The sequence below is a fragment of the Actinomadura opuntiae genome (genome assembly GCF_030283205.1).
Lineage (GTDB): Bacteria > Actinomycetota > Actinomycetes > Streptosporangiales > Streptosporangiaceae > Spirillospora.
Genome location: NZ_JASNWF010000005.1, coordinates 311953 through 336788, shown reverse-complemented (window position 1 = coordinate 336788; position 24836 = coordinate 311953). Strand labels below are relative to the sequence as shown.

Sequence of the window (24836 nt, the reverse complement as noted above, 5' to 3'; positions counted from 1 at the left end):
GTGCTGCTCCTCCGTACGCGTATCGCGTCCTTGTGCACGGCGTACCCATCCAGAGCGAACATCCACATGTGCGGGAGAGGCTCCGGGAACGCCATCGGCCGAAGCCGGGACCCCTCCCGTGCCCGCGCGGTTAGCGTGACCTCCGGAACGCGCGGAAAGGACAGGGGACATGACGCTGACGGCGCAGAACCGGGCGAGCAAGGTGCAGATCCTCCCCAAGGAGACCGGGAGCCTCGCCGCGGGACTCCCGCCGGCGCAGCCCGGCACGCTGTTCGTCATGGGCCCCGAAGGCGGGATGCGCGTCGCGCCCGACGCCGGGTTCGACGTGGTGTTCGGCCGCTGCGAACCGGACGTCCACGTCTGCGTCGGCGGCTCCGACACCCACGTGAGCCGCCGGCACGGCCGCATCGCCCGCGAGCACTCGCGGTGGGTGCTGTACAACGCGGGGCGGCTCGCGATCCGGATGAGCGGCGCGCCGCTGCTGCTCGGCGGGCACCGCACCGAGCTGCCGGCGTCGTACACGGCGCTGTTCATCGTCGCGCCGCGGCAGGAGCACCTGATGGAGGTGCGGATCGCGGCCGGTCCGGGGGCGGGCCGCGGCCGGCACGAGGACCCCACGCACGACCCGGCGGGCTTCGATCTGGACGCGGCGGAGCGGCTGGCGCTGACCTGCCTCGGCCAGCGCTACCTGCGCCGGGAGCCGTGGCCGCAGCCGCTCACCTGGGAGCAGGTCGCCGACGAGCTGCACCGGCTGCGCCCGCGCGAACGCTGGAGCGCCAAGCGCGCCGCCCGGATCGTGGAGAAGGTCCGCAGGCGGCTCAGCCCGGACGTCGACGGGATCCTGGAGCGGGACGTGCCGCCGCCGCTCGGCAACACGATCAACCACAACCTGATCACGGCGCTGCTGCTCGGCACCGCCCTGACCGTCGACGACCTGGAGCTGCTGGACGGCCCGTCCCGCTGAACCGGCTCCGTGCGGATCAGGCGGCGCGCGGGTCAGGCGGCGCGCGGCAGGGCGGCGGCGGCCGTGCCGGCGAGGCCCGTCGCCATCGAGCAGAGCCGCCGCATGCTCGGCTCCCCCTGGACTACGAGATGCACCACCTCGGCGATCTCGTCGCCGTGCGGGCCCGGATAGGTCCGGTGGACGATCAGCACCAGGCACGACCTTTCCTCGCCGCCGTCGCCGTCCGGCTGGACGAAGGCGGGGTGGCCGTTCAGCCGGGTCGGGCGGCCGTCCCGCGCGTCGAGCGGCCCGCCCTGGTCGAACCGCAGCTTGACCTGGACGTCCTGGGTGGTGCTGTGCCATTCGCACCGCCACCGGCCGAACCCGACGTCGGGATCGTCGGCGTCGATGCCCGGCACGGCGTCGAGGGCCCGGGCGTCCAGCAGCAGGCAGGTGTCGCGCTGCGCCAGCGAGGTGGCGGCCGGCGGCGGCGACCGCCGGGCGATCGGGCCGCGATGCAGGACGCCGACGGCGCTCGCGGCCGCGGTGTCGGCGATGGCGCACAGCGGCGCCGTCCCGCCGTCCTGCCCGGCGGTGATGTAGACGCTCGTGTCCTGGTCGGGGGCGGGTAGCAGCAGCGTGCGCTCGCAGGAGTCGTGCTCGGCGGGCTCCCGCACGACGCCGATTCCCCGGTCGTACGTCACCAGCCCGGTCGCCTCGGGGGCGGAGGCGTTGTCGAGCTGCACCTCCACGTCGACGTAGTCGTCGTGCCCGCCGCGCGACACCAGCACGTCGCACCGGTTGAAGTTGCCGTAGTGCGCGTCGATCCGGGGCTCGCCGAACCGGCCGAGCGCGCCGGGTGCGGTCAGCGCGCAGGGGTCGGCGCCGCGCTGGTCGCCGATGCGGGACGCGGGGGTCGTCGACGAGGCGGCCGGGCGGCCCTTCCCCGTCGACGGCGCGAGCATGAGCGCGAGCACGACGGCGGCGGCGAGCGCGAGCGCTCCGAGCGCGCTGAGCCCGCGGTGGGCGCTGACGAAGTTCAGCGTCCCCCGCACCAGCGAGTGGTCGGGGCGCGGGTCGTCCGGTGCGGTGTCTGGAGCGCCGAGCGTCGGGGCCGCGTAGTCCGGCAGTTCCACGCGCGCCGTACCCGCCGCCTCGTCGAGCCGCTGCCGCACTTCCGCGGGCGCGGGCCGCGCCGCCGGATCGTCCTGGAGCATCGAGGCCAGCACGTCGTGCAATGGTTCGGCCTCGGCTGCGAGGGCCGCTCCGGGCCGCGTCGGCGCCCCGCTGATCAGCGCGTGCAGGGTGGCGCCGAGGGAGTACACGTCGGACGCGGGTTCGGGTCGGCCGAGCGCGACCTCCGGCGCGGCGTAGGCGGGGGTGTGCGCGACCCCGCTCGGACGGGTCGCCGCCCCCTCGGCGCGGAACGCGGCGCCGAAGTCGGCCAGCTTCGCGGTCCGGTCCTCGGTGACGACGATGTTGCCCGGCTTGACGTCGCAGTGCACGATCCCCGCGGCGTGCAGCGCCTCCAGCGCGGCGGCGATCTGCGCGCCGATGCGGGCCGCGACCGCGGGCTCGACCGGCCGCCATTTCGCCAGGCTGCCGCCCGGCACGTACTCCATCACCAGCCACGGCGTGACGCGGCCGCGCCTGCGCACCGGGACCACGTCGTACAGCGTGACCACGTTCGGATGGTTGAAGGCCGCCAGCGCCCGCGCCTCGGCCCGGACCCGGCCGAACGCGGCGCCGCGCCCGCCGGTCAGCGCCCGCTTGAGCACCACCTGCCGGTGCAGCTCGGTGTCCTCGGCGAGCCAGACCTCGCTCGACCCGCCGCGCGCGGGCCCATGGACGAGCCGGTACCGTCCGGCGATCCTCGCTCCCCACCGCACCGTGCTTCCTCCCGCCACACCGAAAGCCGCGCATGACGAACCTACTGCGTGACTCCCCGGTCACACGCCGTCCGGCGGAAGACCCGCGCCGGCGGACGGCCGGGCTCAGCGCCCGGGCGCCGCCGCCGGGCCGAGGGCGGCGGCGAGGGTGGCCCGCATGCGCTCGGCCAACTCCCGTTCGGTGGCGGCCTCGGGGCTGCGGAGCCACTCGATCACGGTCGCCTCCAGGCCGCCGATCCAGCCGCGCAGCGCGATGCGGACCCGGGGCTCGGCCAGGTCGAGCCCGAGGCCGTCCGCGATCAGCTCCATGGTCGTGCGGCGCGCCCGCTCGACCAGCTCCCGGACCTCGGCGAAGCGGGACGTGGCGTTGATCAGCGAGGCGAAGCCGCGCGGATGCCCGGCCGCCCACCCGATGTACCCGGCCAGGCCCGCGTCGAGGCGTTCGCCGGCGGGAAGGTCGTCGCGGGGCGCGACGCAGTCGAGGAAGCCGTCGAGGAGGTGCTCGACGATCGCCAGGTAGAAGCCCTTCTTCGTGCCGAAGTGCTGGAAGACGACCCCGTGCGAGACGCCGATCGCCCTGGTGACCTGGTCGAGCTGGACGTCGTCGTAGTCGTGGTCGGCGAAGTGCTCGAAGCCCGCCTCGATGAGCTGGCGGCGGCGCGCGAGGGCCCGGGGGGTGTCCAGAGGTCGCTTCGCCATGACGCCGAAGGCTATCAAGAGGTATGTTGACGTCAGGTCAACACTCGTGCGACGGTGGCGGCATGACGAAAGCGGCAGAGCTCCACTCGCGCATCACGCCCCGCCTCGCGCACGGCCCCGGCGCCGTCCTGGCCCGCCGCGCCCACGCCTGGGTGCTGAGGCGGTTCAAGGGACGCGTCGCCGGGACCCTCTTCGGCGCACCGCTGCTGGTGGTCAGCACGACCGGCCGCAAGAGCGGGCGGGTCCGGGACGCGACGCTGGCCTACGTCGGCCACGGGGACGGCTACGCCGTGGCCGCCACCAACGCGGGCTCCGAGCGCCCGCCGGCCTGGTGGCTCAACCTCCAGGCCGACCCCGGCTGCCAGGTCCTCGTCCGGGGCCGCCGGCAGGCGATGGTCGCCCGCGCGGCGACCCCGGAGGAGACCGGGCGCCTGTGGCCAGAGCTGATCGAGGTCTATCCCGGTTTCCGGCACTACCTGCGCATCGCGCGCCGCGAGATGCCGATCGTCCTCCTGGAACCGGCGTCCTGAACGAGGCGGGCGGAGGACTGGGTCAGGCGGAGGACTGGGTCAGGCGGACGTCGTCCGGGTCAGGCGGACGTCGTCCGGGTCAGGCGGACGTCAGGCGGAGGACCAGGCAGACGAAGCCGAAGGAGTCCCGGTAGACGCGCAGCCATTCGTCGCGGTGCTCGGCGGCCGCCGCGAGGGCCTGCGAACTCTCCGGATCATCCCGGTGCTCCAGCGCCCATGACGCCAGGGACCCCGTCCACGCCCATTCGTAGTCGTCGAGTTCGCGGCGCGTGCTGACGTGCCCGTAGACGGGCGTCCACCCGTCGGCGACGACGCGGTCCACCGTGGTCGCGAGATCGGCGAAGTCGCCGAGCATGGCCACGGCCGCGGGTGACGGCTCGCGTTCCCAGTACCCGTCGCCGATCAGGACGCGCCCGCCGGGGGCCAGGTGCTCGCGGGCCGCCGCGAGCGCGGGCAGCAGGCCGCCGAAGGCATGCGTGGCGCCGACACTGAGCACCAGGTCGAACTCATGCGAGGGGTCGAGTTCCGCGGCGTCCCGGTGGTGCAGGACGAGGCGCTCGTCCACGCCGAGGTCGCGCGCCTTCTCGCGGGCACGCGCCAGCGCCCCTTCGTCGATGTCGACGCCCTCGGCCCGCACCCCCTCATGCGCGGCCAGCGCGCGCAGGAGCCATTCACCGCCGCCGCAGCCGAGGTCGAGGACGCGGGCGTCGCCGCGCGGGACGCCGTGCTCCAGCAGGCTGCGGACCGAATCGTCGTCGAGAGGGGCCGCGATGGGATGGTCTGCGTGGGCGAGTCCGGAGATCTGGTCACGATCCATCCGCCCGAGCCTGACGCGTTCAAGTCCCGCGCACAACCGCGTTTCCCGAACCCGCCCCGGTGCCATGTCCGCGCGGCGGGCGGCGGACATGGAGTCTCGACCCGGTGGGACGGGCGTGTCAGGATGGCGGGAGTCCGGAGACGCCGTTAGGGCGCTTCGAGATGAGCAAGGGGAGCCGTCGTCATGACGCGTGTTTCGCATGCCCGCTCGCAGAACAGGCCGTCCCTCTACGGGGGTGAATTCTCCCGCCGCGTGAACGTGCGGGACATCGCCGCCGCCAAGGAGAACGGCGAGAAATGGCCGATGCTCACCGCCTACGACGCGATGACCGCGTCCGTCTTCGACCAGGCGGGCATCCCCGTGCTCCTGGTCGGCGACACGATGGGCGCCTGCCACCTGGGGTACGGCTCGACCGTCCCAGTGACGCTGGAGGAGGTCCTCGTCCTGGCGTCCGCGGTGGTCCGCGGGACGGAGCGGGCGCTGATCATCGGCGACCTGCCGTTCGGCAGCTACCAGGCGGGTCCGGCGCAGGCGCTGCGCAGCGCGACGCGGCTGGTCAAGGAGGCCGGGGTCGGCGCGGTCAAGCTGGAGGGCGGGGAGCGCAGCGCCCGCCAGATCGACATGATGGTGTCCGCCGGCATCCCCGTCATGGGCCACCTCGGGCTGACGCCGCAGTCGGTGAACGCGTTCGGCGGCTACCGGGTGCAGGGCCGCGGCGAGACGGCGGCGCGGCGGCTCGTCCGGGACGCCCGCGCCGTGCAGGCCGCGGGGGCGTTCGCGGTCGTCCTCGAAGCGGTGCCGGAGGAGCTGGCCACCGAGGTCACCGGCGCGCTGGACATCCCCACGGTCGGGATCGGCGCGGGCCCGAACTGCGACGCGCAGGTCCTCGTCTGGACGGACGCGATGGGCCTCACGCCGGGGCGGGTGCCGCGCTTCGTCAAGGACTACGCGGGCATCCGGGCCACGCTGGACGAGGCCGTGCGCACCTTCGCGGAGGAGGTCGTGAACGGCGCCTTCCCGGCCGCGGAGCACGCCTACCACTGACGCGGCCGGGCAGCGATTCCCGCTTTGAGCGCAGATGTCCGACAATGACGGTGATCGCCGTTGATGCGGCTGGAGAGGGGTTCGCGATGGACGGCTCCGGGAACGTGCCGCCGCCGGGCGTGGTCGACATGACGACGCCGAGCGTGGCCCGCATGTACGACTACTTCCTCGGCGGCAAGGACAACTACGAGTGCGACCGCCTCGCCGCCGAGGAGGTCAGGCGGGCGCTGCCGACGGTGGAGGGGGTCGCGCGGGCCAACCGGGCGTTCCTGCAGCGGGCGGTCCGGTTCGTCGCCGAGAGCGGCATCGACCAGTTCCTCGATCTCGGCACCGGGCTGCCGACGCAGGGCAACGTGCACGAGGTCGCCCGCGCCGTGCGGCCCGGCGCGCGGGTCGCCTACGTGGACGACGACCCGCTGGTGGCCGCGCACGCGCGGGCGCTGGTCGACGCCGACGACCGGACCGCCGTCGTCCAGGCCGACCTGCGCGAGCCCGGCGCGGTGCTGGACGACCCGCAGGTGCGGCGGCTGATCGACTTCGGCCGGCCGGTGTGCGTGCTGTTCGTCGCGGTGCTGCACTTCGTCCCCGACGAGCGGGACCCGGCGGGGATCGTCCGGCGGTTCACCGACGCGGTCCCGCCCGGCAGCCACGTGATCCTGTCGCACGCGGCGGTGGAGGAGCAACGCAACGTGAACGTCGGGGAGACCTACCGTTCGCAGTCGGCGAACGCGGCGCTGGTCGCCCGGACGCGCGAGCAGGTGGCCGGGCTGCTGGACGGCCTGACGATCCTGGAGCCCGGCGTCGTCCCGCTGCACGAGTGGCGGCCCGCCGGCGGCGAGTACGTCACCGACGCCGGCTGGACCGCCGTCGCCCGCAAGGACCGCTGACCCGGCCGGCGACCGGAGCGTCCGGAGCGCGGCCACGGGGGCGGGGGTGGTGCTTTTACCCGCCGCGCCTCGTAGCGTGACCTGGACACCGGAAACTCGCCCGCAGGAGAGACATGAGCCGCCAACCCGCCGCCGCGCCCTTGCCGGGTGCCGGCGAGGCAGCGAAGGAACCGCAGCCGGACGGGGGTCCCGCCGTCAGCCGGGGGGCCGTCGTGAAGCTGCTGGTCCTCGGCGCCGCGCTGCTCGGCGTCGGGGTGCTGGTGGCGGTGGCCGGCGGCGCGGTGTGGGGCGACGTCGGCGACTGGGTCGACTCGCTCGGCTGGTGGGGGCCTGTGGTCTTCGCGCTCTGCTACGCGCTGGCAGTGACCGCGCTGGTGCCGGGCTCGGTGCTGAACGCCTCCGCCGGGGCGCTGTTCGGCGTCGCCGTCGGCGTCGGGTCGGTGCTCGTCGGGGCCACCGCGGGCGCCGCGCTCTCGTTCGCGATGGCGAGGGCGCTGGGCCGCCCCGCGGTCGCCCGGTACGCCGGTTCGGGGCGGCTCGCGCGGCTGGACGCCTACCTGTCGCGCCGCGCGTTCGAGTCGATCCTGGTGCTGCGGATGGTCGGGCTGTTCCCGTTCGGCGTGGTGAACTACGGCGCCGGTGTGGCGGGCGTCCGGTTCGGGCCCTACATCGCGGGCACCTTCGTCGGGATCCTCCCCGGCACCCTCGTCTACACCGGGCTCGGCAAGGCCCTGCGCGAGCCCGGTTCCCCCATGGTGTGGATAGCGCCGGTCGGGTTGATCCTGCTCAGCGCGTTCAGCTGGTGGCTGTCGCGGTACGTCCGGTCCCGCGGCGAGGGCGCCGAGGCGGGCACCGCGCCCGCCCTGGCCGAACTCGACGACTAGCGCTTGACCTTCACACCGGTGTGAAGCTCTAGTGTCACGGCCGTCGAAGGGAGACGAGATGCCGGGAGCAGTGGTCATCGGGGCGGGGCCGGGGATCGGCCGGGCCGTCGCGCGGCGGTTCGCCCGCGAGGGGATGCCGGTCGCCCTCGTCGGACGCAACGCCGGGAAGCTCGCCGAGATCGGGGAGGCCGCGGCGCCCGTCGTCCGGCTGGCCGCCGACGCCGCCGACGAGACGGCGCTGCGCGGCGCCCTCGACGCGGCGGCGGCCGAGTTCGGCGTCCCGGACGTCGTGGTCTACAACGCGGCGCTCGTCCGGCCGGACCGGATCGGCGAGCTGTCGGCCCGCGAGCAGCTGGACGCCTGGGCGGTCAACGTCGGCGGGGCGCTGACGGCCGCCGCCCACGTCGCGCCGGACATGGCGCGGCGCGGGAGCGGCACGTTCATCGTCACCGGCGGCATGCCGGAGCCGAAGCCCGAGTACGTCAGCCTCTCGCTCGGCAAGGCCGGGGTGCGGACGCTGGTGACCCTGCTCGACCAGGAGTACGGGCCGTCCGGCGTCCACGCGGCGAGCGTGACCGTGGCCGGCCCCGTCGCCGCGGGGACCTTCTTCGACCCCGAGCGCATCGCCGAGCACTACTGGCGCCTGCACGTCCAGCCGCGCGATGAGTGGCAGCGGGAGATCGTCCACACCCCCGCCTAGACGCCCCCGGCCGGGCGCGCCGTCACCAGGGGAGGCGGCCCTCGGCGTCGAAGTAGCCGCCGGTCGGGCCGTCCGGCGCGACCTGCGCCATCCGGACGATGATCTCGGCGCCCTCCTCGACGGTCTGCGTGCCGGTGCGCCCGTTCAGGTCCGTCGCGGTGAACCCGGGCTCGACCGCGTTGATCCGCATCTCCGGGAACGCCTTCGCGAACTGCACCGTGATCATGTTGACCGCGGCCTTGGACGCCGGGTACGCGACGCCCGGGTAGGCGTACGCGGGCGTCGACGGGTCGCTGACCTTCGCCAGCGAGGCGAGCCCGCTGGACACGTTCACGATGACCGGCGCCTCCGCCTTCCGCAGCAGCGGCAGGAACGCGTGCGTGACGCGCACCACCCCGAACACGTTGGTCTCGAAGGACGTGCGCATCAGGTCGGCCGTGACCTCGGCGGCGCCGGGCACGCCGTTGTCGGGCAGCCGGGCCTCGATTCCGGCGTTGTTGACCAGCACGTCGAGGCCCCCGTCGGCCTCGATCGTCTTTGCGGCGGCCTCGACGGACGCGTCGTCGGTCACGTCGAGGACGACCAGCCGCGCGCCCAGTTCGGCGGCGGCGCGGCGGCCCCGCTCGGCGTCCCGGCTGCCGATGTAGACGGTGTGGCCCGCCGCGATGAGCCGCCGCGCGGTCTCGTAGCCCAGGCCCTTGTTCGCTCCGGTGATCAGTGTCGTCGTCATGTCTCCAGGTTGCGGCGCGGCGGCGCGGTCAGCCAGTCGTCCCCTCTTCCTGGGAACGGCGGTACCAGGCAGCTGCGCGGTGCGGGCGGGCAGACTGGGGGCATGGCACCGGGGAAGTTCGGCAGGACGCTGCACCGCTGGCGCGACCGCGTCGCGCCCGAGGCGGCCGGGCTGCCCGCCGGCGGGCACCGCCGCACGGCCGGGCTGCGCCGCGAGGAGCTGGCGCAGCTGGCCGGGATCTCCGTCGACTACGTCACGCGCCTGGAGCAGGGCCGCGCGTCCAACCCGTCGCCGCAGGTCGTCGAGGCGCTGGCGCGGGCCCTGCGGCTGTCGCCGGACGAGCGCGAGCACATGTTCCACCTCGCCGGGCTGGCGCCGCCGGGCCCGGACGCGGTGCCCGCGTACATCACCCCGAGCGTCCAGCGGCTGCTGGACCGGCTCGCCGGCACGCCCGTCGCGGTCTACGACGCCGCCTGGACGCTGCTGCTGGCAAACCCGATGTACACGGCGCTGATGGGCGACACGTCGAGCTGGCGGGGATTCGAGCGCAACGGGGTGTGGCGCAACTTCGTCGGGCCGGAGAACCGCGTCCGGTCCACGCCGGAGGAGCGGCGCGCGTTCCTGGCCGCGCTGGTCGGCGACCTGCGCGCGACGGCCGGCCGCTACCACGCCGACCAGGGGCTGCAACGGCTGATCGCGGAGCTGCACCGGACGAGCGAGCGGTTCGCCGAGCTGTGGGACTCCGGCACCGTCGGGCGGCACGACGCGTCCCGCAAGACCATCGACCATCCGCGGGTGGGCACCCTCACGCTGGACTGCGACGTGCTGAACGTGAACGGCAGCGACCTGCGCATCATGATCTACACGGCGGAGCCCGGCACCCCGGACGCCGAGCGCCTCGCGCTCCTCGGCGTGCTCGGCACCCAGTCCCTCGTCGGCTGACCCCGGGAACCCGGGCCGGCCGGGCTAGCCGGCGGCCTTGTCCGGGTCGGCCCGGGTGATGCCGCCGGGCGGCAGTTCCAGGCCGGCCATGGCGGCGGTCGTCGTGGCGGCCGCGCCGTTAACCCCGTTCGCGCCGTTAACCCCGTTCGGGCCCTTCACCCCGTTCACGCCGTTCGTGCCGTTAACCCCGTTCGTGCCGGAGCCGGCGGCAGAGCTCTTCGCGGGGCTCTCCACGGGTTCGGGTCGGGCGGGGGCCTCGCCGTCCGGCTCCGCGGCGCTCTCGTCCACCACGGCGCCCGCTTCGGGGACGGGCGCGGGCCGCTTGCGCCGGATCAGCTGGCCGCCCGCGTAGACCGTCCCGTTGCCGGCCCAGACGAGACCGGTCGCGAAGAGGGTCCCCATGGCCACCACCACGCCGGCCACGACGTCCAGCACGTAGTGGTTGGCGGTCACCACGACCACGATCGCGGTGACGATCGGGTGCAGCACCGCGATCCACCGCGCGCGGTAGCGCCACAGCAGCGCCATGATCACGGCCGTCACCCAGACGGCCCAGCCCATGTGCAGGGACGGCATGGCGGCGAACTGGTCGGCCTTCACCCCGCCGGGGCTGTGGACGGTGCCGAAGCCGGCCCTGGCCACCGAGTCGACGAACCCGTCGTCCGGCAGCAGCCGCGGCGGCATCACCGGCAGGAGGAAGAAGACGACCAGCCCGACGAGGTTCATCAGGACCAGGGAGTTGCGCGCGGGCCGGTAGACGCCGGGCCCGGCGAGGTAGCACAGCAGCAGCACGCCCATCGTGAAGCCGGTGTGCATGTGCTGGTAGATCCAGACCGCCACCTCTGACAGATCGTGATGCCGGGTCAACCATCGGTTAACGCGGAGTTCGACGTCCAGGCCGAGGCGGTCCTCTATGCTCAGCACGTCCCGGCCGTGCGCGAGCGCCGGCCCGTACCGGGTGTCGGCCAGCGACCGGACGTAGCCGTAGACCTCGAGCAGCACGAAGACGATCGCCAGCTCGCCGATCAGCCACGGCCGCTTGCGGCGCGGCCGGCGGACGCCGGTGTCACGGCCGGTGCGTCGCCCCTCGGGGCGCAGGAGTAGCGCGCGGACGGCTCAGCCCTCTTTCCCACGGACGGCCCGGCGGGACCCTGCGCGAGCCGCTCAACGGCCGACCGTACATCCCTTCCGCCCCCTGTGGCACACCGGGGTCCGATCATCGCCGGCCGTCCGCCCGCGTTACGGCCTTCCCCCGCCCGGTCACCGGACGGGCGGGAGGCGATCACGGGGCGGCAAAGGCCAGGTCAAACCGGGTGGGGCGGGTGCTTCCCGCCGGTTCCGGGCGCGGTCCGGCGATTAAAACCGTATAACGATCGGTTTTCTCGGCCGGAGCCATTGACGGGCAGAAACCGATCACATTACGGTTTTCGATCAGCGACGGACACCGCCGAAACCCCGCGCGGCGCCGTCCGCGGACAGCCCCGCCGGTGACGCCGGTCCCGGCCCTCCGGACGGAGAGATCATGAAGAGGTACTCCCCCCGCATCGCGGCCTCGGCGGCCTGCGCCGCGGCCGCGCTGGCGCTGACGGGCTGCGGAGGCGGCGGCTCGGCGAGCGGCGGCGCGTCCGGACTCGACATCGCCACGCTGACGGCCGCGCAGAGCCTCGACCCGGCCGACGCGATCGGCAGCGCGCTGCCCTTCTTCCAGGCCGCCTACGACACGCTCATCAAGCGGGACCCGGACGGCTCCTACAAGCCGATGCTCGCCACCCAGTGGTCCTACGACAAGGACCGGACGCACCTGTCCCTGACCCTGCACAGCGGCGTGAAGTTCAGTGACGGGACCGCGTTCGACGGCGAGGCGGTCAAGGCGAACCTGGAGCACTTCAAGAACGGCGGCGGAGGCGGCGCCAAGTACGTGAAGTCGATCAAGGACGTCAAGGTCGTCGACCCGACCCACGTCGTGCTGGAGCTGTCCCAGCCCGATCCCGGCCTGGAGTTCTACCTCAGCGACGCGGCGGGCCTCATGGCGAGCCCGGCCAAGCTCAAGGACGGGAGCCTCAAGACGACCCCGGTCGGCACCGGCCCCTACGTCCTGGACAAGGGCAAGACCGCCGTCGGCACCAAGTACGTCTTCGACCGAAAGAAGGACTACTGGGGCGACAAGGCCAAGTTCGACACGCTCACGATCAGCGTGTTCGACAACGAGACCGCACTGGTCAACGGGCTGAAGACCGGGCAGATCGACAGCGCCGTCCTCCAGGACGCCAACCAGCAGGCCGCCATCGCCTCCGACGGCAACCTGAAGAAGACGCCGTTCACCTTCGACGTCCAGAGCCTGCTGCTGTTCGACCGGGGCGGGGCCCGCACCCCCGCGCTCGGCAAGGTGAAGGTCCGCCAGGCGATCAACTACGCCCTGGACCGCAGGACGATGCTCGACAAGATCCGCCAGGGCCGCGGCGAGATCACCGACCAGGTGTTCGGGCCGGAGACCAAGGCCTACGACAAGACCCTCGACGCCTACTACTCGCACGACCCCGCGAAGGCCAGGCAGTTGCTCGCCCAGGCCGGCTACTCCGGCGGGTTCACGCTCAAGCTGCCGCGCGTGCCGTCCATGGGCGACGCGCTCGTCTCCTCGATCCAGACCGACCTCGGCGCGGTCGGCATCAAGGTCACCTGGGACCAGCTGGACGCCGCCGGCGCCGTCCAGAAGGTCTACCGCGACCGCGCGTACTCGGCCATGGTCATGAACAACGGGCAGTCGTCGATCGACTGGGTGACCGACCAGGACCTGGTGACGCCCGGGGCGTTCAACATGTTCGGCACCACCGACCCGACCGTGACGAGGCTGCTCGCGCAGGTGCAGGCCGGCGACGCGAACCAGGCCGCCACCGCGTCCCGCGAACTGAACAGGCACCTGGTCGAGGAGGCGTGGTTCGCCCCCTTCTACCGCCTCCAGTACCTGCTGGTGTCGAGCAAGGACGTCAAGGCCGTGACGCAGTCCGGCATGGCCGTGCCGTCGATCTACGACTACACGCCGGCCGGGTCCTGACGGGCCGGGGCGGGGGAGCGGAAGCGCGCGCGGGCACGGGCATGGCGAAACGGGGGCCGTACGGGAAGGGCCAGGCCAAGCGCAAGGAGATCCTCATGGCCGCGCTTGAGGTCTTCGCGGCCGAGGGCTACCGGGGCACCTCCCTGCGCAAGGTGGCGGACCGGTGCGGCCTCAGCCTGCCCGGCCTGATGCACTACTTCGGGTCCAAGGAGGACCTGCTCACGCAGGTGCTGCGGATGCGGGACGAGACGGCCCGGCTGCGGCACCCGGACCACACCCCGGAGACCTACCGGCGGATCGTCCTGGAGGGGACGGCCACCCCCGGGCTCGTGGAGCTGTTCGTGTCCATGGCGGCGGCCGCCGGCGACCCCCGGCACCCCGCCCACGCCCACTTCGCGGAGCGCTACCCGATGATCCGCGACCAGGTCGCCGCGTTCCTGCGCGGCCGCATGGACGAGGGACGGATGCGCTCGGACGTCCCGCCCGACCGGCTCGCGGCGCTGTTCGTCGCCGTCGCCGACGGCATCCAGATGCAGTGGCTGGTGGACCGCTCCCTGGACATGGAGCAGCCGATCGGGGACGTGATGCGGCTGCTGCGGCCCGCCGGAGCCCCCGCGGAAGGAGGAGGCCGATGCTGAGGTTCGTCGCGCGGAGGCTCGTGTCGGGAGCGGTGCTCCTGTTCGTCATCTCCCTGCTGTCCTACCTGCTGCTGTCGATCCCGGACAACGACGTCGGGCGCCAGCTGCTCGGGCAGGGCGCCGAGCAGTCGGCGGTCGAGGCCAAGAACGCCGCGCTCGGCCTCGACCGGCCCGTGCTCGTGCAGTACGGCGACTGGCTGTCGCACGCCGTCCGCGGTGACCTCGGCACGTCCTGGTTCACCAGCGAGGACGTCACGCAGGCGATCGCCAACCGGCTGCCGGTGACCATCAGCCTGATGCTCGGCGTCACGCTGGTGACGGCCGTCGTGTCGTTCCTGCTCGGCGTGTGGGCCGGGGTGCGGCGCGGGGTCGTCGACCGGTTCGTGCAGGTGCTCGGGGTCGTCGGATACGCGCTGCCGGGGTTCCTGGTGACGCTCGTCCTGGTGCTGGTGTTCGCGGTGAAGCTCGACTGGTTCCCCGCGATCGGCTACACCCCCATCGACGCGTCGCCCGGCGGGTGGCTGTCGACGATCACGCTGCCGGTGGCGTCGCTGTCGGTCGCGTCGGTCGCGGGCGTCTCGCAGCAGGTGCGGGGCGCGGTCATCGACGTCCTGCGCCAGGACTACGTCCGGACGCTGCGCGCCCGCGGGCTGTCGACGCCGCGGATCGTGTTCAAGCACGTGCTGCGCAACGCCTCCGCGCCCGCGCTGGTGCTGCTCGGCCTGCAGTTCATCGGGCTGCTGGGCGGCGCGGTGCTGGTCGAGCAGATCTTCGGGCTGCCCGGCATCGGCAGCATGACCGTCTCCTACACCGCGCGCGGCGACGTCCCGGTGGTCATGGCGCTGGTCATGCTCACGGTCATCGGGGTCGTCCTGATCAACCTGGTGACCGACGTGCTGATCGGCTGGCTGAACCCGAAGGCGAGACTCTCATGAGCGGGATTGTTGAGCTCGATGCCGGGGCCGGGGTCGTCGCGGTTCGGCGGCGGGGGGTTCTGCGGCGGCTGCTGCGCAATCCGCTCGGTGCCGTGTCCCTCGTCCTGCTCGCGCTGCTGGTGCTGGCCGTGGCGCTGGCGCCGCTGCTCGCGCCGCAGGGCCCGCAGACCGCCTCGCTCGGCGACGCGTTCGCCGGGGCGAGCGGCGCGCACCCGCTCGGGATGGACTCGGCGGGCCGCGACATCCTGTCGCGCCTCCTGTACGGCGGGCGCAACACGCTCGGCGGCGCCGCCCTCAGCGTGGCCATCGCGCTGCTGCTCGGCGTCCCGTCCGGGCTGTACGCCGGCTACTACGCGGGCGCGTTCGACTCGGCCGCCACCTGGGTCGCCAATCTCGTGATGGCACTGCCCGCGATGGTGGTGCTGCTGGCGTCCCGCGCGATCCTCGGCTCCGATCCGTGGGTCCTGATGATCGTGCTCGGCTTCCTCGTCGCGCCGCAGTTCTTCCGCATGGTGCGCGGCATCGTCGCGGACGTGCGGGGCGAGGCGTACGTGGACGCGGCGCGGGTGTCGGGGCTGTCGGACACCCGGATCGTCGCCCGGCACGTCCTCACGGTGGTGCGCGGGCCCGTCATCATCCAGGTCGCGCTGGTCGCCGGGCTCGCCATCGGACTGCAGGCCGGCCTGGAGTTCCTCGGCGTGGGCGGCGGCTCCACCGCGACCTGGGGCGCGATGCTCAACGAGGCGTTCCAGAACATCCAGCGCGCGCCGATCCTGATGCTGTGGCCGGGGCTCGCGCTCGGCCTCACCAGCGGCGCGCTCGTCCTGCTGGCCACCGCGCTGCGCGACGCCCTGGAGGACCGTGCCGGGACGCCCCCGGCGCGCCCCCGCCGACGCGGCACCGCCACCGCGCCGGTCGCCGGTGACGCGGGTGGCGACCGGGCGGAGCTGCTGTCGATCCGCGGGCTGGCGGTCGCGTATGCGCGTCCCGACAGCACCGAGGCCGAGGTCGTCCACGGCATCGACCTGGACGTGCGTCCGGGCGAGATCGTCGGGCTGGTCGGCGAGTCGGGCTCCGGGAAGACGCAGACCGCGTTCTCGGCGCTCGGGATCCTGCCGGACGGCGGGCGCGTCAGCCGCGGCAGCATCATCGTCGCAGGCCAGGAGATCGCCGGGCTGCCCGAGCGGCGGCATCGCGCGCTGCGCGGGACGACCGTCGCCTACGTCCCGCAGGAGCCGATGAGCAACCTCGATCCCGCGTTCACCATCGGCAGCCAGCTCACCGAGCCGATGCGGCACGTCCTGGGCCTGTCCCGCAGGCAGGCCGCCGAGCGCGCCCTCGACCTGCTCCGCATGGTCGACATCCCCGACCCCGAGCAGGTGCTGCGCCGCTACCCGCACCAGATCTCCGGCGGCATGGCGCAGCGGGTCCTCATCGCCGGGGCGATGTCGTGCGACCCGGAACTGCTCATCGCCGACGAGCCCACCACCGCGCTGGACGTCCGCGTCCAGGCCGAGATCCTCGACCTGCTGCGCCGCCTCCAGGCCGAACGCGGCCTCGGCGTCCTGCTGGTCACCCACAACCTCGGCGTCGTCGCCGACCTGTGCGACCGCGTCGCGGTGATGAGCGCGGGGCGGATCGTGGAGACCGGCGCCGCCGACCGGGTCCTGCGCGACCCGCAGGACCCCTACACCCGCAGGCTGCTGGACGCCGTCCTGGACGACGTGCCCGCGCGTCCGCCCTGGCGGCCCGTCGAAGCGAGGAGCGAGACCGCGTGAGCACCGCATCCCCGGACGGCGCGGCGCTGCTGTCGCTGCGCGACGTCCGCGTCGCCTTCCCCGGCGGGCGCCGCCGCGCCCGCACCGAGGTGCTGAAGGGCGTCGACCTGGACGTCCGGCCCGCCGAGACGCTCGGGCTGGTCGGCGAGTCCGGCTCCGGCAAGACCACGATCGGCCGGGCGATCCTCGGCCTGGTCCCGGTCGCGTCCGGCACGATCACCTTCGACGGCGAGCGCGTCGACACCGCGAACGGCGCCCGCCGGCGCGCCCTCAGCCGCGACCTCCAGGTGATCTTCCAGGACCCCTACACGTCGCTGAACCCGTCGCTGACCATCGGCGACACCCTCGCCGAACCCCTCATCGCCCAGGGCGCCGACGCCCGCGGCACGCGCGCCCGCATCGCCGCGCTGCTCGACCGCGTCCACCTGCCGGCCGACGCCGCGCACCGCCTCCCGCGCGAGTTCTCCGGCGGCCAGCGCCAGCGGATCGCGATCGCCCGCGCGCTGGCGCTGCGTCCCCGGCTGATCGTCTGCGACGAGCCGGTCTCCGCGCTCGACCTCACCACCCAGCGCACCATCCTCGACCTGCTGCTGGAGATCCAGGCCGACACCGCCGTCGCCTACCTGTTCATCTCGCACGACCTGTCCGTCGTCCGCGCGATGAGCCACCGCGTCGCCGTCATCCACCACGGCGTGATCGTGGAGACGGGCGACGCCAGCCAGGTCACCACGGTCCCCGAACACCCCTACACGCGCACCCTCCTGCTGTCGGCGCCGGTGGCCGACGTCGCCGAGCAGCGCCGCCGCCGCGAGCGCCGCGCGGAGGCGTCGTCGGAGCGTTAGCTCCGCGGGGCCGAGGCGTTGTCGTAGTCGTGCCGGGCCCGCTCGACCGTGCCGAGGTTGGCGTCGGCCCATTCGGCGAGGTGGGCGAACAGCGGGGCGAGGCTGCGGCCGAGGTCGCTGATCTCGTACTCGACCCGGGGCGGGACCTCGGGGTGGTACGTGCGCACGACCAGGCCGTCGCGCTCGAGCTGCCGCAGGCGCTGGGTCAGCACCTTCGGGGTGATCGTGGTGATCCGCCGCTGCAGCTCGACGAAGCGCTGCCGGCCGTACTCGTTGAGGCTCCACAGGATCGGGGTGGTCCACCGGCTGAAGACGATGTCGACCACCGGGGCGATCGGGCAGGCCTGCTCGGGGTCGGCCGACGCGGCGGCGGCCTTCCATGTCGTGTCGCCCATGCGGATGCCCTCCGGGATAGTCACTTTCTTCTAGGTACCTACTATATCCAGGATGTTAGCGTCCTCAGCGTTGTGACGTACCGCTCGCCCGAGCGGTCGGACGGCTGGAGGATCGACATGATCGTTGTGACCGGAGCGACCGGGAACGTCGGTGGCGCGCTGGTGCGGGTGCTCGCGGAGGCGGGCGAGAAGGTGACCGCCACGTCCCGGAACATCACCGAGGCCGACGCGCCCCCCGGCGTCGAGCACCGCCGGGCCGACCTCGCCGACGCCGCGAGCCTGCGCCCGGTGTTCGACGGTGCCGATGCGCTGTTCCTGCAGAGCGGCGGCGCCAGCGCCCACACGCTGGACGTGGGCGCGATCCTCGACGCGGCCGAGGCCGGCGGTGTCGGGCGGGTGGTGCTGCTGTCCTCGCTGGGAGTGGCGACGCGGCCCGAGTCGGCCTCGCACGGGGTGCTGGCGCTGTCGATCGAGGAGGCGGTGCGCGGGTCGGGCCTGGACTGGACGATCCTGCGGCCGGGCAACTTCGCGTCCAACAGCTACGCCTGGGCCCCGTCGGTGCGCGCCGAGCGGACCGTGATGGCGCCGTTCGGCGACGTCGCGCTGCCGACCGTGGACCCGCGGGACATCGCCGAGGTCGCCGCCGCGGCGCTGCGCGAGGGCGGCCACGCCGGGCGGTACTACGAGCTGACCGGACCCACCCCCGTGACGCCCCGGCAGCAGGCCGAGGCGATCGGGGCCGCGCTGGGCGAGCCGGTCCGGTTCGTCGAGCTGACCCCGGACCAGGCGCGGGAGCGGATGCTGGACTTCATGCCAGCGGACGTGGCCGAGACCACCCTGGCCGTCCTGGGCTCGCCGACCCCGGCCGAGCAGCGGGTCAGCCCGGACGTCGAGAACGTGCTGGGACGGGCGCCCCGCGCGTACGCCGACTGGGCCCGCGCCAACGCCGCCGCCTTCCGCTGATCCGCAGCGGGTCCCGCGGGACCTCCGGCCGCCGCCGCGGCGGGCGGCCGGAGCGTCGTCGGATCGTTAGAACGTGTTCTTGTCTTGCGTCGGCCGAGCGGTCAGGCTGTGTCGCATGGACCTGGAAGCCCTGGAAGAGATCCGCCGGCTCAAGCACCGCTACCTGCGCTGCGTCGACCTCAAGCAGTGGGACGAGTTCGCCGGGCTGTTCACCGGCGACGCGGTCGCCGAGTACGACACCCCGGTGCTGGGCAAGACGCTGCGGCTGGAGGGGCGGGACGCGATCGTCGACTACATGCGCTCCAACCTGGGGCCCGACAAGATCAGCGCGCACACGGCCGGCAGCCCGGAGATCGACCTGGACGGGGACCGGGCGACCGGCGTCTGGTCGCTCGACGACACCATCATCATCCCCGAGCACCGGCTGCTCATCCGGGGCGCCGCGTTCTACCACGACGTCTACCGGCGCGGCGAGGACGGCCGCTGGCTGGTGGAGAAGACCGGGCACAAGCGGACCTACGAGTACATGGTGTCGCTGGACGACGCCCCGAGCCTGAAGTTCACCACCCCGGTCCCCGGCTCCCGGTGATCGGGACCCGTCCGTTGACCTGGACGTAGAACGCGTTCTAGCGTCCGTCCCGAGCACCGACCGCCGCACCGCCCGCCGCACGTGCCGGCGCGCCCATGACCTCGCGTCCCCAGGAGAGCCCGGTGGCCACCGACGCACCAGACCGTTCCGACACCGCGACGCGCCCGTTCGCCGACGCGGTCGTCGAGGCCGAGCAGATCATCCGCACCGCGCCGTTCGTCGAGACCGACCAGGACCTGGCCGAGGGCCTGGACTACCTCGCCGGCAGCATCAAGGCGTGCCTGCACATGGTCGGCGCCTACCAGCACGACCACCCGTACTTCGCCTCGTCCACCGGCCCGTACACCAAGCTGGGCCTCGACAACCCCGACACGCTGTACTTCCACGCCTACATCCGGGACGACGCCGAGTACGTCGTCACCGGGCGCCGGGGCACCACCGCCGACCTCAGCTTCCAGATCATGAACGGCGACTACTCGCCGACGCAGTCGCCCGACAGCCTCACCGCCTTCGACGACCGGAAGCTGGACATCGCCGAGGACGGCTCGTTCCGGCTGACGTTCGGGCCGCCGAAGGACGGCGCCGGGGACGACTACGTCGCGCTCGCCCCGGGGTCGGCGATGCTGATCGTCCGGGAGGTGTTCAGCGACTGGGAGAACGACCGGCCGGGGGAGATCCGCATCCACCGGGCCGACACGCTCGGGACGTCCCCGCCGTCCGTCCCGTCCGACCGGATGGCGCGGCGGTACGCGGTCGCGGGCAAGATGCTGGTGTCGAGGATCAAGACGTTCCTCGCCTTTCCCGAATGGCACTACCTGCAATTGCCGGTCAACACCCTGACCGAACCGCGGCCGACGCCGGGCGGCCTCGCGACGCAGTTCTCGTCCGTCGGCCATTACGAGCTCGACGACGACGAGGTCATGGTCATCACCGCGCCCGCCGCCGACCCGTCGGTGGCGCCGTACATGGGCTTCCAGCTCGGCAGCCTGTGGTACATCTCGCTGGACTACATCAACCACCAGACGAGCCTCACCCGCGACCAGGCCCGCGTGGACGAGGACGGGAAGATCCGGTACGTCGTCAGCGAGCGCGACCCCGGCCTCGCCAACTGGATCGAGCGGACCGGCCACCGCCGCGGCTATCTCCAGTTCCGCTGGCAGCGCCTCACCCGCGACCTGTCGCCGGACGACGGACCCACCGCGGAAATCGTCAAGTTCGACGACCTGCCGCGCGTTCTCCCGTACTACGAGAAGCAGCGCGTCACCGCCGAGGAATGGGCTGAGCGGATCGCCTCCCGGCAGGTCGCCGTCGCGCGAAGGATGCTCGGCTGATGGCATCGGAACTGCTCAAGGACAAGGTCGTCGTCGTTTCCGGTGTCGGCCCCGGGTTGGGACGCGGCCTCGCGCTGCAAAGCGCCAAGGCGGGCGCGGACATCGTGCTCGCCGCGCGCAACGAGACCCGCCTCGCCGAGGTCGCCAAGGAGGTCGAGGACCTCGGCCGCCGCGCGGTCACCGTGCCGACCGACATCAACGACCCGGCGGCCTGCGAAAGGCTCGCGGAAACGGCGCTGACGTCGTTCGGGCGGGTCGACGGCCTGATCAACAACGCCTTCGCGACCCCGCCGCTGCGCGACCTGATGAAGGTCGACATCGACGCCGTCCGGGCCGGTTTCGAAACGAACGTCCTGGCCGCCCTCCGCCTGACCAGGCTGTTCGTGCCTGCTCTGGAGGAGCGCGGCGGATCCGTCGTGATGATCAACTCGGCGGTGCTGCGGCATTCCCGGCGCACTTTCGGCGCCTACAAGATGGCCAAGGCCGCGCTCCTGGCGATGACGCAGAACCTCTCCACCGAACTGGGGCCGCGCGGCATCCGCGTGAACACGATCGCGCCCGGCTACATCTGGGCGGACAACCTGCAGTGGTACTTCAACCATCTCGCCGAGAAGCGCGGCGTCCCGATGCAGCAGGTGTACGACGAGAACGCGGCCACCACCGACCTGCGCAAGCTGCCGGAACCCGACGAGGTCGCCGACGCCGTGGTGTTCATGCTGTCGCCGCTGGCCCGCGCCGTCACCGGGCAATGCCTGGACGTCAACTCCGGCGAATGGCACCACTAGGGAAGTCCCGTGTTGAGGAAGGCCCCCGTGTTGAGGAAGGCACAGCGATGAACGCAGGCCGCGACAGCGTCGGCACGGTCGAGGACCTCCACGCGTCCGCGAGCAAGGTCACCGGCATGACGGACTTCGGCGACGACGATTACCTCGACGGGCTGACAGTGCTGCTGGACTCGCTGACGAAGGACGCGGGGCTGACGCCGGTCGGCAACAAGGCCCAGCGGGCGATGCTGCGCGGCGCGCTCGCGGCCCGGCAGTTCTCCGAGGCGGCCTGGAAACGGCACCCCGAATACGCGGACGTGCCGATCGAGCGGCCCATCTTCGTCACCGGCCTGCCCCGCACCGGCACCACCGCCCTGCACCGCCTCCTGACCGCAGATCCGGCCCACCAGGGCCTCGATCTGTGGCTGGCGGAAGTGCCGCAGCCCCGGCCGCCCCGCGAGAAATGGGCGGACGACCCCGTCTTCCAGGCGATCGACGCCGGATACCGCCGGCACCACATCGAGAACCCGGAATTCATGGGCGTCCACTACATCTCGGCCGACTCGGTCGAGGAATGCTGGCAGCTCCTGCGGCAGAACATGCTGTCGATCTCGTTCGAATGCCTGGCGCACCTGCCGACCTACTCGTCCTGGCTCGCCGGGCAGGACTGGACGCCCGCCTACGCCCGGCACCGCCGCAACCTGCAGCTCATCGGCCTGAACGACGCCGGCCGCCGCTGGGTGCTGAAGAACCCGAGCCACCTGTTCGCGCTGGACGCGCTCCTGGACGTCTACCCCGACGCCCTGATCATCCAGACGCACCGGACGCCGCGCACCGCCATGGCGTCGATGTGCAGCCTGGCCGCGCACGCCACCGCCGGCTGGTCGGACGTCTTCACCGGCGCCACGATCGGCCGCGACCAGCTCGACCTGTGGAGCCGCGGCCTGGAGGCGTTCCGCGCCGAACGCGCGAAGCACGACCCCGCGCAGTTCGCGGACGTCCATTACGACGACTTCGTCCGCGACCCGATCGGCACCGTCGAGGCCGTCTACGCGCATTTCGGGCTGCCGTTCACCGACGAGGCCCGCGCGGCGATGACGGACCTGCACGGCGAGAGCACCACCAGCGCCGCCAAGCCCGCGCACCGCTACTCCCTGGAGGACTTTGGCCTGACCGCCGCCGAGGTCGACGCCCGCTTCGCCGACTACATGAGCGACCTGCGAGCCTGAACCGCCCCGCTCCTCACGGGGAGTTCGTTTCCCGGTCCGGCACCCGGTAGGTGTGCCGGTCGCTCCGGTCACGCTGGCATGAACGAATCTGCCTGCGGATCGGAGGAGACGAGCGGTGCGGTGCTCACGTGGCGTCGAGGAGCCCCTCGATAAACCGGCGGGACTCGGCCGGATCCAGCGCCCGCGCCCGCACCTGCTGAAACGCGGCGGTGTAGCGGCCCACGTCCTCTGCGGAGTCCAGCGAGCACCTGCGGTTGAGCATCTCGGTGTAGACGACCTTCGGGTCGTCGCCGGTGAACTCGAAGATCCGGAAGGTGAATCCCATCGCCTGGTGCGGGCCGGCCTCGAACGGCAGGACCAGCAGCGTCAGCCACGGCTGCGCGGAGGCGTCGGCCAGCCTGGCCAGCTGCTCCCGCATGACGGCCGGGGACCCGACGGAGCGGCGCAGCGCCGCCTCGTCCAGGACCACGGTGAGCTCGGGCGGATTCGCACGTTCCAATGCCCGCTGCCGGTCGAGGCACAGCTCGACGCGGCGCTCGGCGACGTCCAGCGGGAGGGCCGGCCATGCCGCAAAGTAGGCGCGCGCGTACGCGGGAGTCTGCAGCAGCCCTGTGACCAGGCTGTTCTCGTAGATCTGGATCGCGGCGGCCTCCTCCTCCAGGCTGAGCAGGGTCTCGCCGCCCTCGTCGAGCAGGTCGGCGTACCGGGACCACCAGCCCTTGGCGCGCGCCTCGCGGACCATCTGGAGCAGCTCCTCGCGGCGTCCGTCCGTGACGCCGTACAGGTCGAGCAGCTCGCGGGCGTCCTGGATGCGGACGGCGACCTGGTTGTTCTCGATCCTGCTGATCTTCGCGGGAGAGCACTCCAGGTAGGCGGCGACCTCGTCGAGGGTCTTCTCCGACGCGGCCCGCAGCCGATGCAGCTCGGCGGCGAGCCGCCGCCGCTGCATGACCGGGCTCCTGCCTCGTGTCATCCCACTCCTTGCAAACGGTAAGTCCCATCGAGCGCGCCGCGGCCCCCGAGGAGCGGAGCGGTACAGAGCAAGGGAGCGTACCCATGTCCTCGCAGCAACAGTTCCCTACCCCCACCCTCCCTCCTTTCGGAAGATTCCGTCCAATCCTGGAGATTGTGGAACGCTTCCTCGTGACCGCCGCCGCCCTGTTCAGGGGCGGTGGGCACGGCGCCGCGTCGGTCGCCTGTCTCGCGCTGGCCGTCGCCTGTGCCATGCCGCCGCTCGTCGTCGAAGGGCTCGCGGTGGCCCGCACCCGACGGAGGTGCCGGGAGCGCGGGACGCCGGATACGGGCGACTAGCCCGCTTGGTTGCGATTGTCCAATCCCAGATGGCACACTTGCAACTTGCAAGTTGCAGAATGCTATTCACATGCGGTGCCACCCCGGAGGATCACATGGCGCCAAAGCCCACCACCGTGCACGACCGCCGCAAGCGGCTGGGCCGGGCGCTGCGCACCGCCCGCGAGCGCGCCGGCCGAGACCTCGCCGAGGCCGCGGCGCCCCTCGGCTGGACGGCGGAGCGCCTGGGGGCGCTCGAAGAGGGGCTGGTGACGATCCGCAGGGCGGATGCCAAGGAGTTGCTGACCGGCTACGGAGCCGCCGACGCCGCGACGCTCGCACTCGTCGAGGGCACGGCCGGCTGGTGGACGCCGCACTCCGACCTCGTCGACGAGCCGCTGGAGAAGCTGCTCGTCTTGGAGGACGGCATGGCCCGCCTGCGAAGCCACCAGGCGGGCCTCGTCCCCGGGCTGCTGCAGACCCCGGACTACGCCTGGGAACTGATGGTGACCATGTCCGACCAGCCGCTCGACCGGGTGCAGCGGCTGGTGGACCTGCGGCGGGCGCGGGCGCGGGCGTTCACCCGCGAGCCCCGGCCGCAGGTCACCGTCGTCCTCGATGAAGGGGCGCTGCGCCGGCCCGTCGGCGGCCCGGCGGTGATGCGCCGGCAGTACCGGCATCTGATCGAAACGGGACGGCTGCCGGGCGCGGACGTCCGCGTCAGGCCGTTCGACGCGGCGCCGCACCACGCGAGCGGCCTGACGTTCCATGTCTTCGAATTCACGGGAGACGGGCCGGTGGTCCAGCTGGAGCTCCTCGATCGCGAGGAGCTCATCCGATCCGAGCGCGAAGTGGCGCTCTACCGCGACGCGTTCGACCTCGCGCTGGCCGGCGCCCTTTCGAGGGAAGAATCGGTGGCGTTTCTGCAGGAACTGGAGCGGGGGTGCTGACATCGGGCGGCAGCG

The 24836-nt window shown here is 72.8% G+C and carries 26 protein-coding genes; 19 read left to right on the top strand and 7 right to left on the bottom strand.

Annotated elements, in window-relative coordinates; genetic code table 11:
- The first annotated feature begins 169 nt into the window (after positions 1-169).
- A complete protein-coding gene (locus tag QP089_RS12935) occupies positions 170-964 on the top strand; it encodes an FHA domain-containing protein (RefSeq protein WP_285911791.1) in 795 nt (264 codons plus the stop codon).
- Positions 965-996: 32 nt separating this feature from the next.
- Here the strand turns inward: QP089_RS12935 and QP089_RS12930 are convergent, their stop codons facing one another.
- Together QP089_RS12930 and QP089_RS12925 are read right to left on the bottom strand one after the other, a co-directional pair.
- Positions 997-2832, bottom strand: a complete 1836-nt coding sequence (locus QP089_RS12930; RefSeq protein WP_285911790.1) for a serine/threonine-protein kinase — start codon at positions 2830-2832, stop codon at positions 997-999.
- Between the two features lie 105 nt (positions 2833-2937).
- Positions 2938-3531, bottom strand: a complete 594-nt coding sequence (locus QP089_RS12925; protein WP_285911789.1) for a TetR/AcrR family transcriptional regulator — start codon at positions 3529-3531, stop codon at positions 2938-2940.
- Positions 3532-3593: 62 nt separating this feature from the next.
- Between QP089_RS12925 and QP089_RS12920 the strand changes: the two genes are divergently transcribed.
- A complete protein-coding gene (locus QP089_RS12920; RefSeq protein WP_285911788.1) occupies positions 3594-4061 on the top strand; it encodes a nitroreductase/quinone reductase family protein in 468 nt (155 codons plus the stop codon).
- 79 nt (positions 4062-4140) lie between these two features.
- Here the strand turns inward: QP089_RS12920 and QP089_RS12915 are convergent, their stop codons facing one another.
- On the bottom strand, positions 4141-4878 hold the full coding sequence (locus QP089_RS12915) for an SAM-dependent methyltransferase (protein WP_285911787.1): 738 nt from the start codon (positions 4876-4878) through the stop codon (positions 4141-4143).
- A gap of 183 nt (positions 4879-5061) precedes the next feature.
- On the opposite strand from QP089_RS12915, the gene panB reads away from it, so the two are divergent.
- The 4 genes from panB to QP089_RS12895 all read left to right on the top strand — a co-directional run bounded on the left by panB (position 5062) and on the right by QP089_RS12895 (position 8393).
- The gene (gene panB, locus QP089_RS12910) at positions 5062-5922 is read left to right on the top strand and encodes a 3-methyl-2-oxobutanoate hydroxymethyltransferase (RefSeq protein ID WP_285911786.1); all 861 of its coding nucleotides are present in this window, start codon (positions 5062-5064) and stop codon (positions 5920-5922) included.
- 86 nt (positions 5923-6008) lie between these two features.
- Positions 6009-6809 (top strand): SAM-dependent methyltransferase, encoded by an 801-nt coding sequence (locus QP089_RS12905; RefSeq protein ID WP_285911785.1) that lies wholly within the window; start codon positions 6009-6011, stop codon positions 6807-6809.
- Positions 6810-6922: 113 nt separating this feature from the next.
- Positions 6923-7693: a TVP38/TMEM64 family protein gene (locus QP089_RS12900; protein ID WP_285911784.1), complete on the top strand. Its 771-nt coding sequence runs from the start codon at positions 6923-6925 to the stop codon at positions 7691-7693.
- A 58-nt stretch (positions 7694-7751) separates the two neighbouring features.
- A complete protein-coding gene (locus tag QP089_RS12895; RefSeq protein ID WP_285911783.1) occupies positions 7752-8393 on the top strand; it encodes an SDR family NAD(P)-dependent oxidoreductase in 642 nt (213 codons plus the stop codon).
- A gap of 22 nt (positions 8394-8415) precedes the next feature.
- On the opposite strand, the gene QP089_RS12890 is transcribed toward QP089_RS12895, so the two are convergent.
- Entirely contained in the window at positions 8416-9123 is a 708-nt protein-coding gene (locus QP089_RS12890; RefSeq protein ID WP_285911782.1) for an SDR family NAD(P)-dependent oxidoreductase, read from the bottom strand.
- A 102-nt stretch (positions 9124-9225) separates the two neighbouring features.
- Between QP089_RS12890 and QP089_RS12885 the strand changes: the two genes are divergently transcribed.
- Entirely contained in the window at positions 9226-10065 is an 840-nt protein-coding gene (locus tag QP089_RS12885) for a helix-turn-helix transcriptional regulator (protein WP_285911781.1), read from the top strand.
- 24 nt (positions 10066-10089) lie between these two features.
- On the opposite strand, the gene QP089_RS12880 is transcribed toward QP089_RS12885, so the two are convergent.
- The gene (locus QP089_RS12880) at positions 10090-11067 is read right to left on the bottom strand and encodes a phosphatase PAP2 family protein (RefSeq protein WP_285911780.1); all 978 of its coding nucleotides are present in this window, start codon (positions 11065-11067) and stop codon (positions 10090-10092) included.
- A 520-nt stretch (positions 11068-11587) separates the two neighbouring features.
- Here QP089_RS12880 and QP089_RS12875 point away from each other — a divergent pair.
- The 5 genes from QP089_RS12875 (at position 11588) to QP089_RS12855 (ending at position 17310) form a co-directional block, all read left to right on the top strand.
- Positions 11588-13117 carry an ABC transporter substrate-binding protein gene (locus tag QP089_RS12875; protein ID WP_285911779.1) on the top strand — a complete coding sequence of 510 codons (1530 nt, stop codon included), beginning with the start codon at positions 11588-11590 and terminating at the stop codon, positions 13115-13117.
- A 95-nt stretch (positions 13118-13212) separates the two neighbouring features.
- Entirely contained in the window at positions 13213-13755 is a 543-nt protein-coding gene (locus QP089_RS12870) for a TetR/AcrR family transcriptional regulator (RefSeq protein WP_285911778.1), read from the top strand.
- Complete coding sequence (locus QP089_RS12865; protein ID WP_285911777.1) at positions 13749-14690, top strand: ABC transporter permease; 942 nt, start codon at positions 13749-13751, stop codon at positions 14688-14690. Before QP089_RS12870 ends, QP089_RS12865 begins: the two co-directional genes overlap by 7 nt.
- Positions 14687-16468, top strand: a complete 1782-nt coding sequence (locus QP089_RS12860; RefSeq protein WP_285911776.1) for a dipeptide/oligopeptide/nickel ABC transporter permease/ATP-binding protein — start codon at positions 14687-14689, stop codon at positions 16466-16468. Before QP089_RS12865 ends, QP089_RS12860 begins: the two co-directional genes overlap by 4 nt.
- Complete coding sequence (locus tag QP089_RS12855) at positions 16465-17310, top strand: ATP-binding cassette domain-containing protein (protein WP_285911775.1); 846 nt, start codon at positions 16465-16467, stop codon at positions 17308-17310. Before QP089_RS12860 ends, QP089_RS12855 begins: the two co-directional genes overlap by 4 nt.
- Here the strand turns inward: QP089_RS12855 and QP089_RS12850 are convergent.
- Positions 17307-17705 (bottom strand): winged helix-turn-helix transcriptional regulator, encoded by a 399-nt coding sequence (locus tag QP089_RS12850; protein ID WP_285911774.1) that lies wholly within the window; start codon positions 17703-17705, stop codon positions 17307-17309. The two genes, QP089_RS12855 and QP089_RS12850, sit on opposite strands and share 4 nt — an antisense overlap.
- A gap of 117 nt (positions 17706-17822) precedes the next feature.
- Between QP089_RS12850 and QP089_RS12845 the strand changes: the two genes are divergently transcribed.
- The 5 genes from QP089_RS12845 (at position 17823) to QP089_RS12825 (ending at position 22581) form a co-directional block, all read left to right on the top strand.
- The gene (locus QP089_RS12845; protein WP_285911773.1) at positions 17823-18668 is read left to right on the top strand and encodes an NAD(P)H-binding protein; all 846 of its coding nucleotides are present in this window, start codon (positions 17823-17825) and stop codon (positions 18666-18668) included.
- Positions 18669-18783: 115 nt separating this feature from the next.
- Positions 18784-19257, top strand: coding sequence for a nuclear transport factor 2 family protein (locus QP089_RS12840; RefSeq protein WP_285911772.1), 474 nt, complete (start codon positions 18784-18786; stop codon positions 19255-19257).
- A gap of 122 nt (positions 19258-19379) precedes the next feature.
- Positions 19380-20588, top strand: a complete 1209-nt coding sequence (locus QP089_RS12835) for a hypothetical protein (protein WP_285911771.1) — start codon at positions 19380-19382, stop codon at positions 20586-20588.
- A complete protein-coding gene (locus tag QP089_RS12830) occupies positions 20588-21373 on the top strand; it encodes an SDR family oxidoreductase (RefSeq protein ID WP_285911770.1) in 786 nt (261 codons plus the stop codon). The genes QP089_RS12835 and QP089_RS12830 overlap by 1 nt, the downstream gene beginning before the upstream one ends.
- A 47-nt stretch (positions 21374-21420) precedes the next feature.
- The gene (locus QP089_RS12825) at positions 21421-22581 is read left to right on the top strand and encodes a sulfotransferase family protein (RefSeq protein ID WP_285911769.1); all 1161 of its coding nucleotides are present in this window, start codon (positions 21421-21423) and stop codon (positions 22579-22581) included.
- 124 nt (positions 22582-22705) lie between these two features.
- Here the strand turns inward: QP089_RS12825 and QP089_RS12820 are convergent, their stop codons facing one another.
- Positions 22706-23554, bottom strand: a complete 849-nt coding sequence (locus QP089_RS12820) for a helix-turn-helix domain-containing protein (RefSeq protein ID WP_285911768.1) — start codon at positions 23552-23554, stop codon at positions 22706-22708.
- 155 nt (positions 23555-23709) lie between these two features.
- Between QP089_RS12820 and QP089_RS12815 the strand changes: the two genes are divergently transcribed.
- Together QP089_RS12815 and QP089_RS12810 are read left to right on the top strand one after the other, a co-directional pair.
- On the top strand, positions 23710-23892 hold the full coding sequence (locus QP089_RS12815; protein WP_285911767.1) for a hypothetical protein: 183 nt from the start codon (positions 23710-23712) through the stop codon (positions 23890-23892).
- Positions 23893-23987: 95 nt separating this feature from the next.
- Positions 23988-24821: a helix-turn-helix domain-containing protein gene (locus QP089_RS12810; RefSeq protein ID WP_285911766.1), complete on the top strand. Its 834-nt coding sequence runs from the start codon at positions 23988-23990 to the stop codon at positions 24819-24821.
- The last annotated feature ends 15 nt before the right edge of the window (positions 24822-24836 follow it).

Excerpts from the sequence above, each read along its gene's own strand:
- QP089_RS12935 (WP_285911791.1), top strand. The coding sequence starts at position 170 with ATGACGCTGACGGCGCAGAACCGGGCGAGCAAGGTGCAGATCCTCCCC.
- QP089_RS12925 (WP_285911789.1), bottom strand. The coding sequence starts at position 3,531 with ATGGCGAAGCGACCTCTGGACACCCCCCGGGCCCTCGCGCGCCGCCGC.
- QP089_RS12920 (WP_285911788.1), top strand. The coding sequence starts at position 3,594 with ATGACGAAAGCGGCAGAGCTCCACTCGCGCATCACGCCCCGCCTCGCG.
- QP089_RS12915 (WP_285911787.1), bottom strand. The coding sequence starts at position 4,878 with ATGGATCGTGACCAGATCTCCGGACTCGCCCACGCAGACCATCCCATC.
- panB (WP_285911786.1), top strand. The coding sequence starts at position 5,062 with ATGACGCGTGTTTCGCATGCCCGCTCGCAGAACAGGCCGTCCCTCTAC.
- QP089_RS12905 (WP_285911785.1), top strand. The coding sequence starts at position 6,009 with ATGGACGGCTCCGGGAACGTGCCGCCGCCGGGCGTGGTCGACATGACG.
- QP089_RS12900 (WP_285911784.1), top strand. The coding sequence starts at position 6,923 with ATGAGCCGCCAACCCGCCGCCGCGCCCTTGCCGGGTGCCGGCGAGGCA.
- QP089_RS12895 (WP_285911783.1), top strand. The coding sequence starts at position 7,752 with ATGCCGGGAGCAGTGGTCATCGGGGCGGGGCCGGGGATCGGCCGGGCC.
- QP089_RS12890 (WP_285911782.1), bottom strand. The coding sequence starts at position 9,123 with ATGACGACGACACTGATCACCGGAGCGAACAAGGGCCTGGGCTACGAG.
- QP089_RS12885 (WP_285911781.1), top strand. The coding sequence starts at position 9,226 with ATGGCACCGGGGAAGTTCGGCAGGACGCTGCACCGCTGGCGCGACCGC.
- QP089_RS12875 (WP_285911779.1), top strand. The coding sequence starts at position 11,588 with ATGAAGAGGTACTCCCCCCGCATCGCGGCCTCGGCGGCCTGCGCCGCG.
- QP089_RS12870 (WP_285911778.1), top strand. The coding sequence starts at position 13,213 with ATGGCCGCGCTTGAGGTCTTCGCGGCCGAGGGCTACCGGGGCACCTCC.
- QP089_RS12865 (WP_285911777.1), top strand. The coding sequence starts at position 13,749 with ATGCTGAGGTTCGTCGCGCGGAGGCTCGTGTCGGGAGCGGTGCTCCTG.
- QP089_RS12860 (WP_285911776.1), top strand. The coding sequence starts at position 14,687 with ATGAGCGGGATTGTTGAGCTCGATGCCGGGGCCGGGGTCGTCGCGGTT.
- QP089_RS12850 (WP_285911774.1), bottom strand. The coding sequence starts at position 17,705 with ATGGGCGACACGACATGGAAGGCCGCCGCCGCGTCGGCCGACCCCGAG.
- QP089_RS12845 (WP_285911773.1), top strand. The coding sequence starts at position 17,823 with ATGATCGTTGTGACCGGAGCGACCGGGAACGTCGGTGGCGCGCTGGTG.
- QP089_RS12840 (WP_285911772.1), top strand. The coding sequence starts at position 18,784 with ATGGACCTGGAAGCCCTGGAAGAGATCCGCCGGCTCAAGCACCGCTAC.
- QP089_RS12830 (WP_285911770.1), top strand. The coding sequence starts at position 20,588 with ATGGCATCGGAACTGCTCAAGGACAAGGTCGTCGTCGTTTCCGGTGTC.
- QP089_RS12825 (WP_285911769.1), top strand. The coding sequence starts at position 21,421 with ATGAACGCAGGCCGCGACAGCGTCGGCACGGTCGAGGACCTCCACGCG.
- QP089_RS12820 (WP_285911768.1), bottom strand. The coding sequence starts at position 23,554 with ATGACACGAGGCAGGAGCCCGGTCATGCAGCGGCGGCGGCTCGCCGCC.
- QP089_RS12810 (WP_285911766.1), top strand. The coding sequence starts at position 23,988 with ATGGCGCCAAAGCCCACCACCGTGCACGACCGCCGCAAGCGGCTGGGC.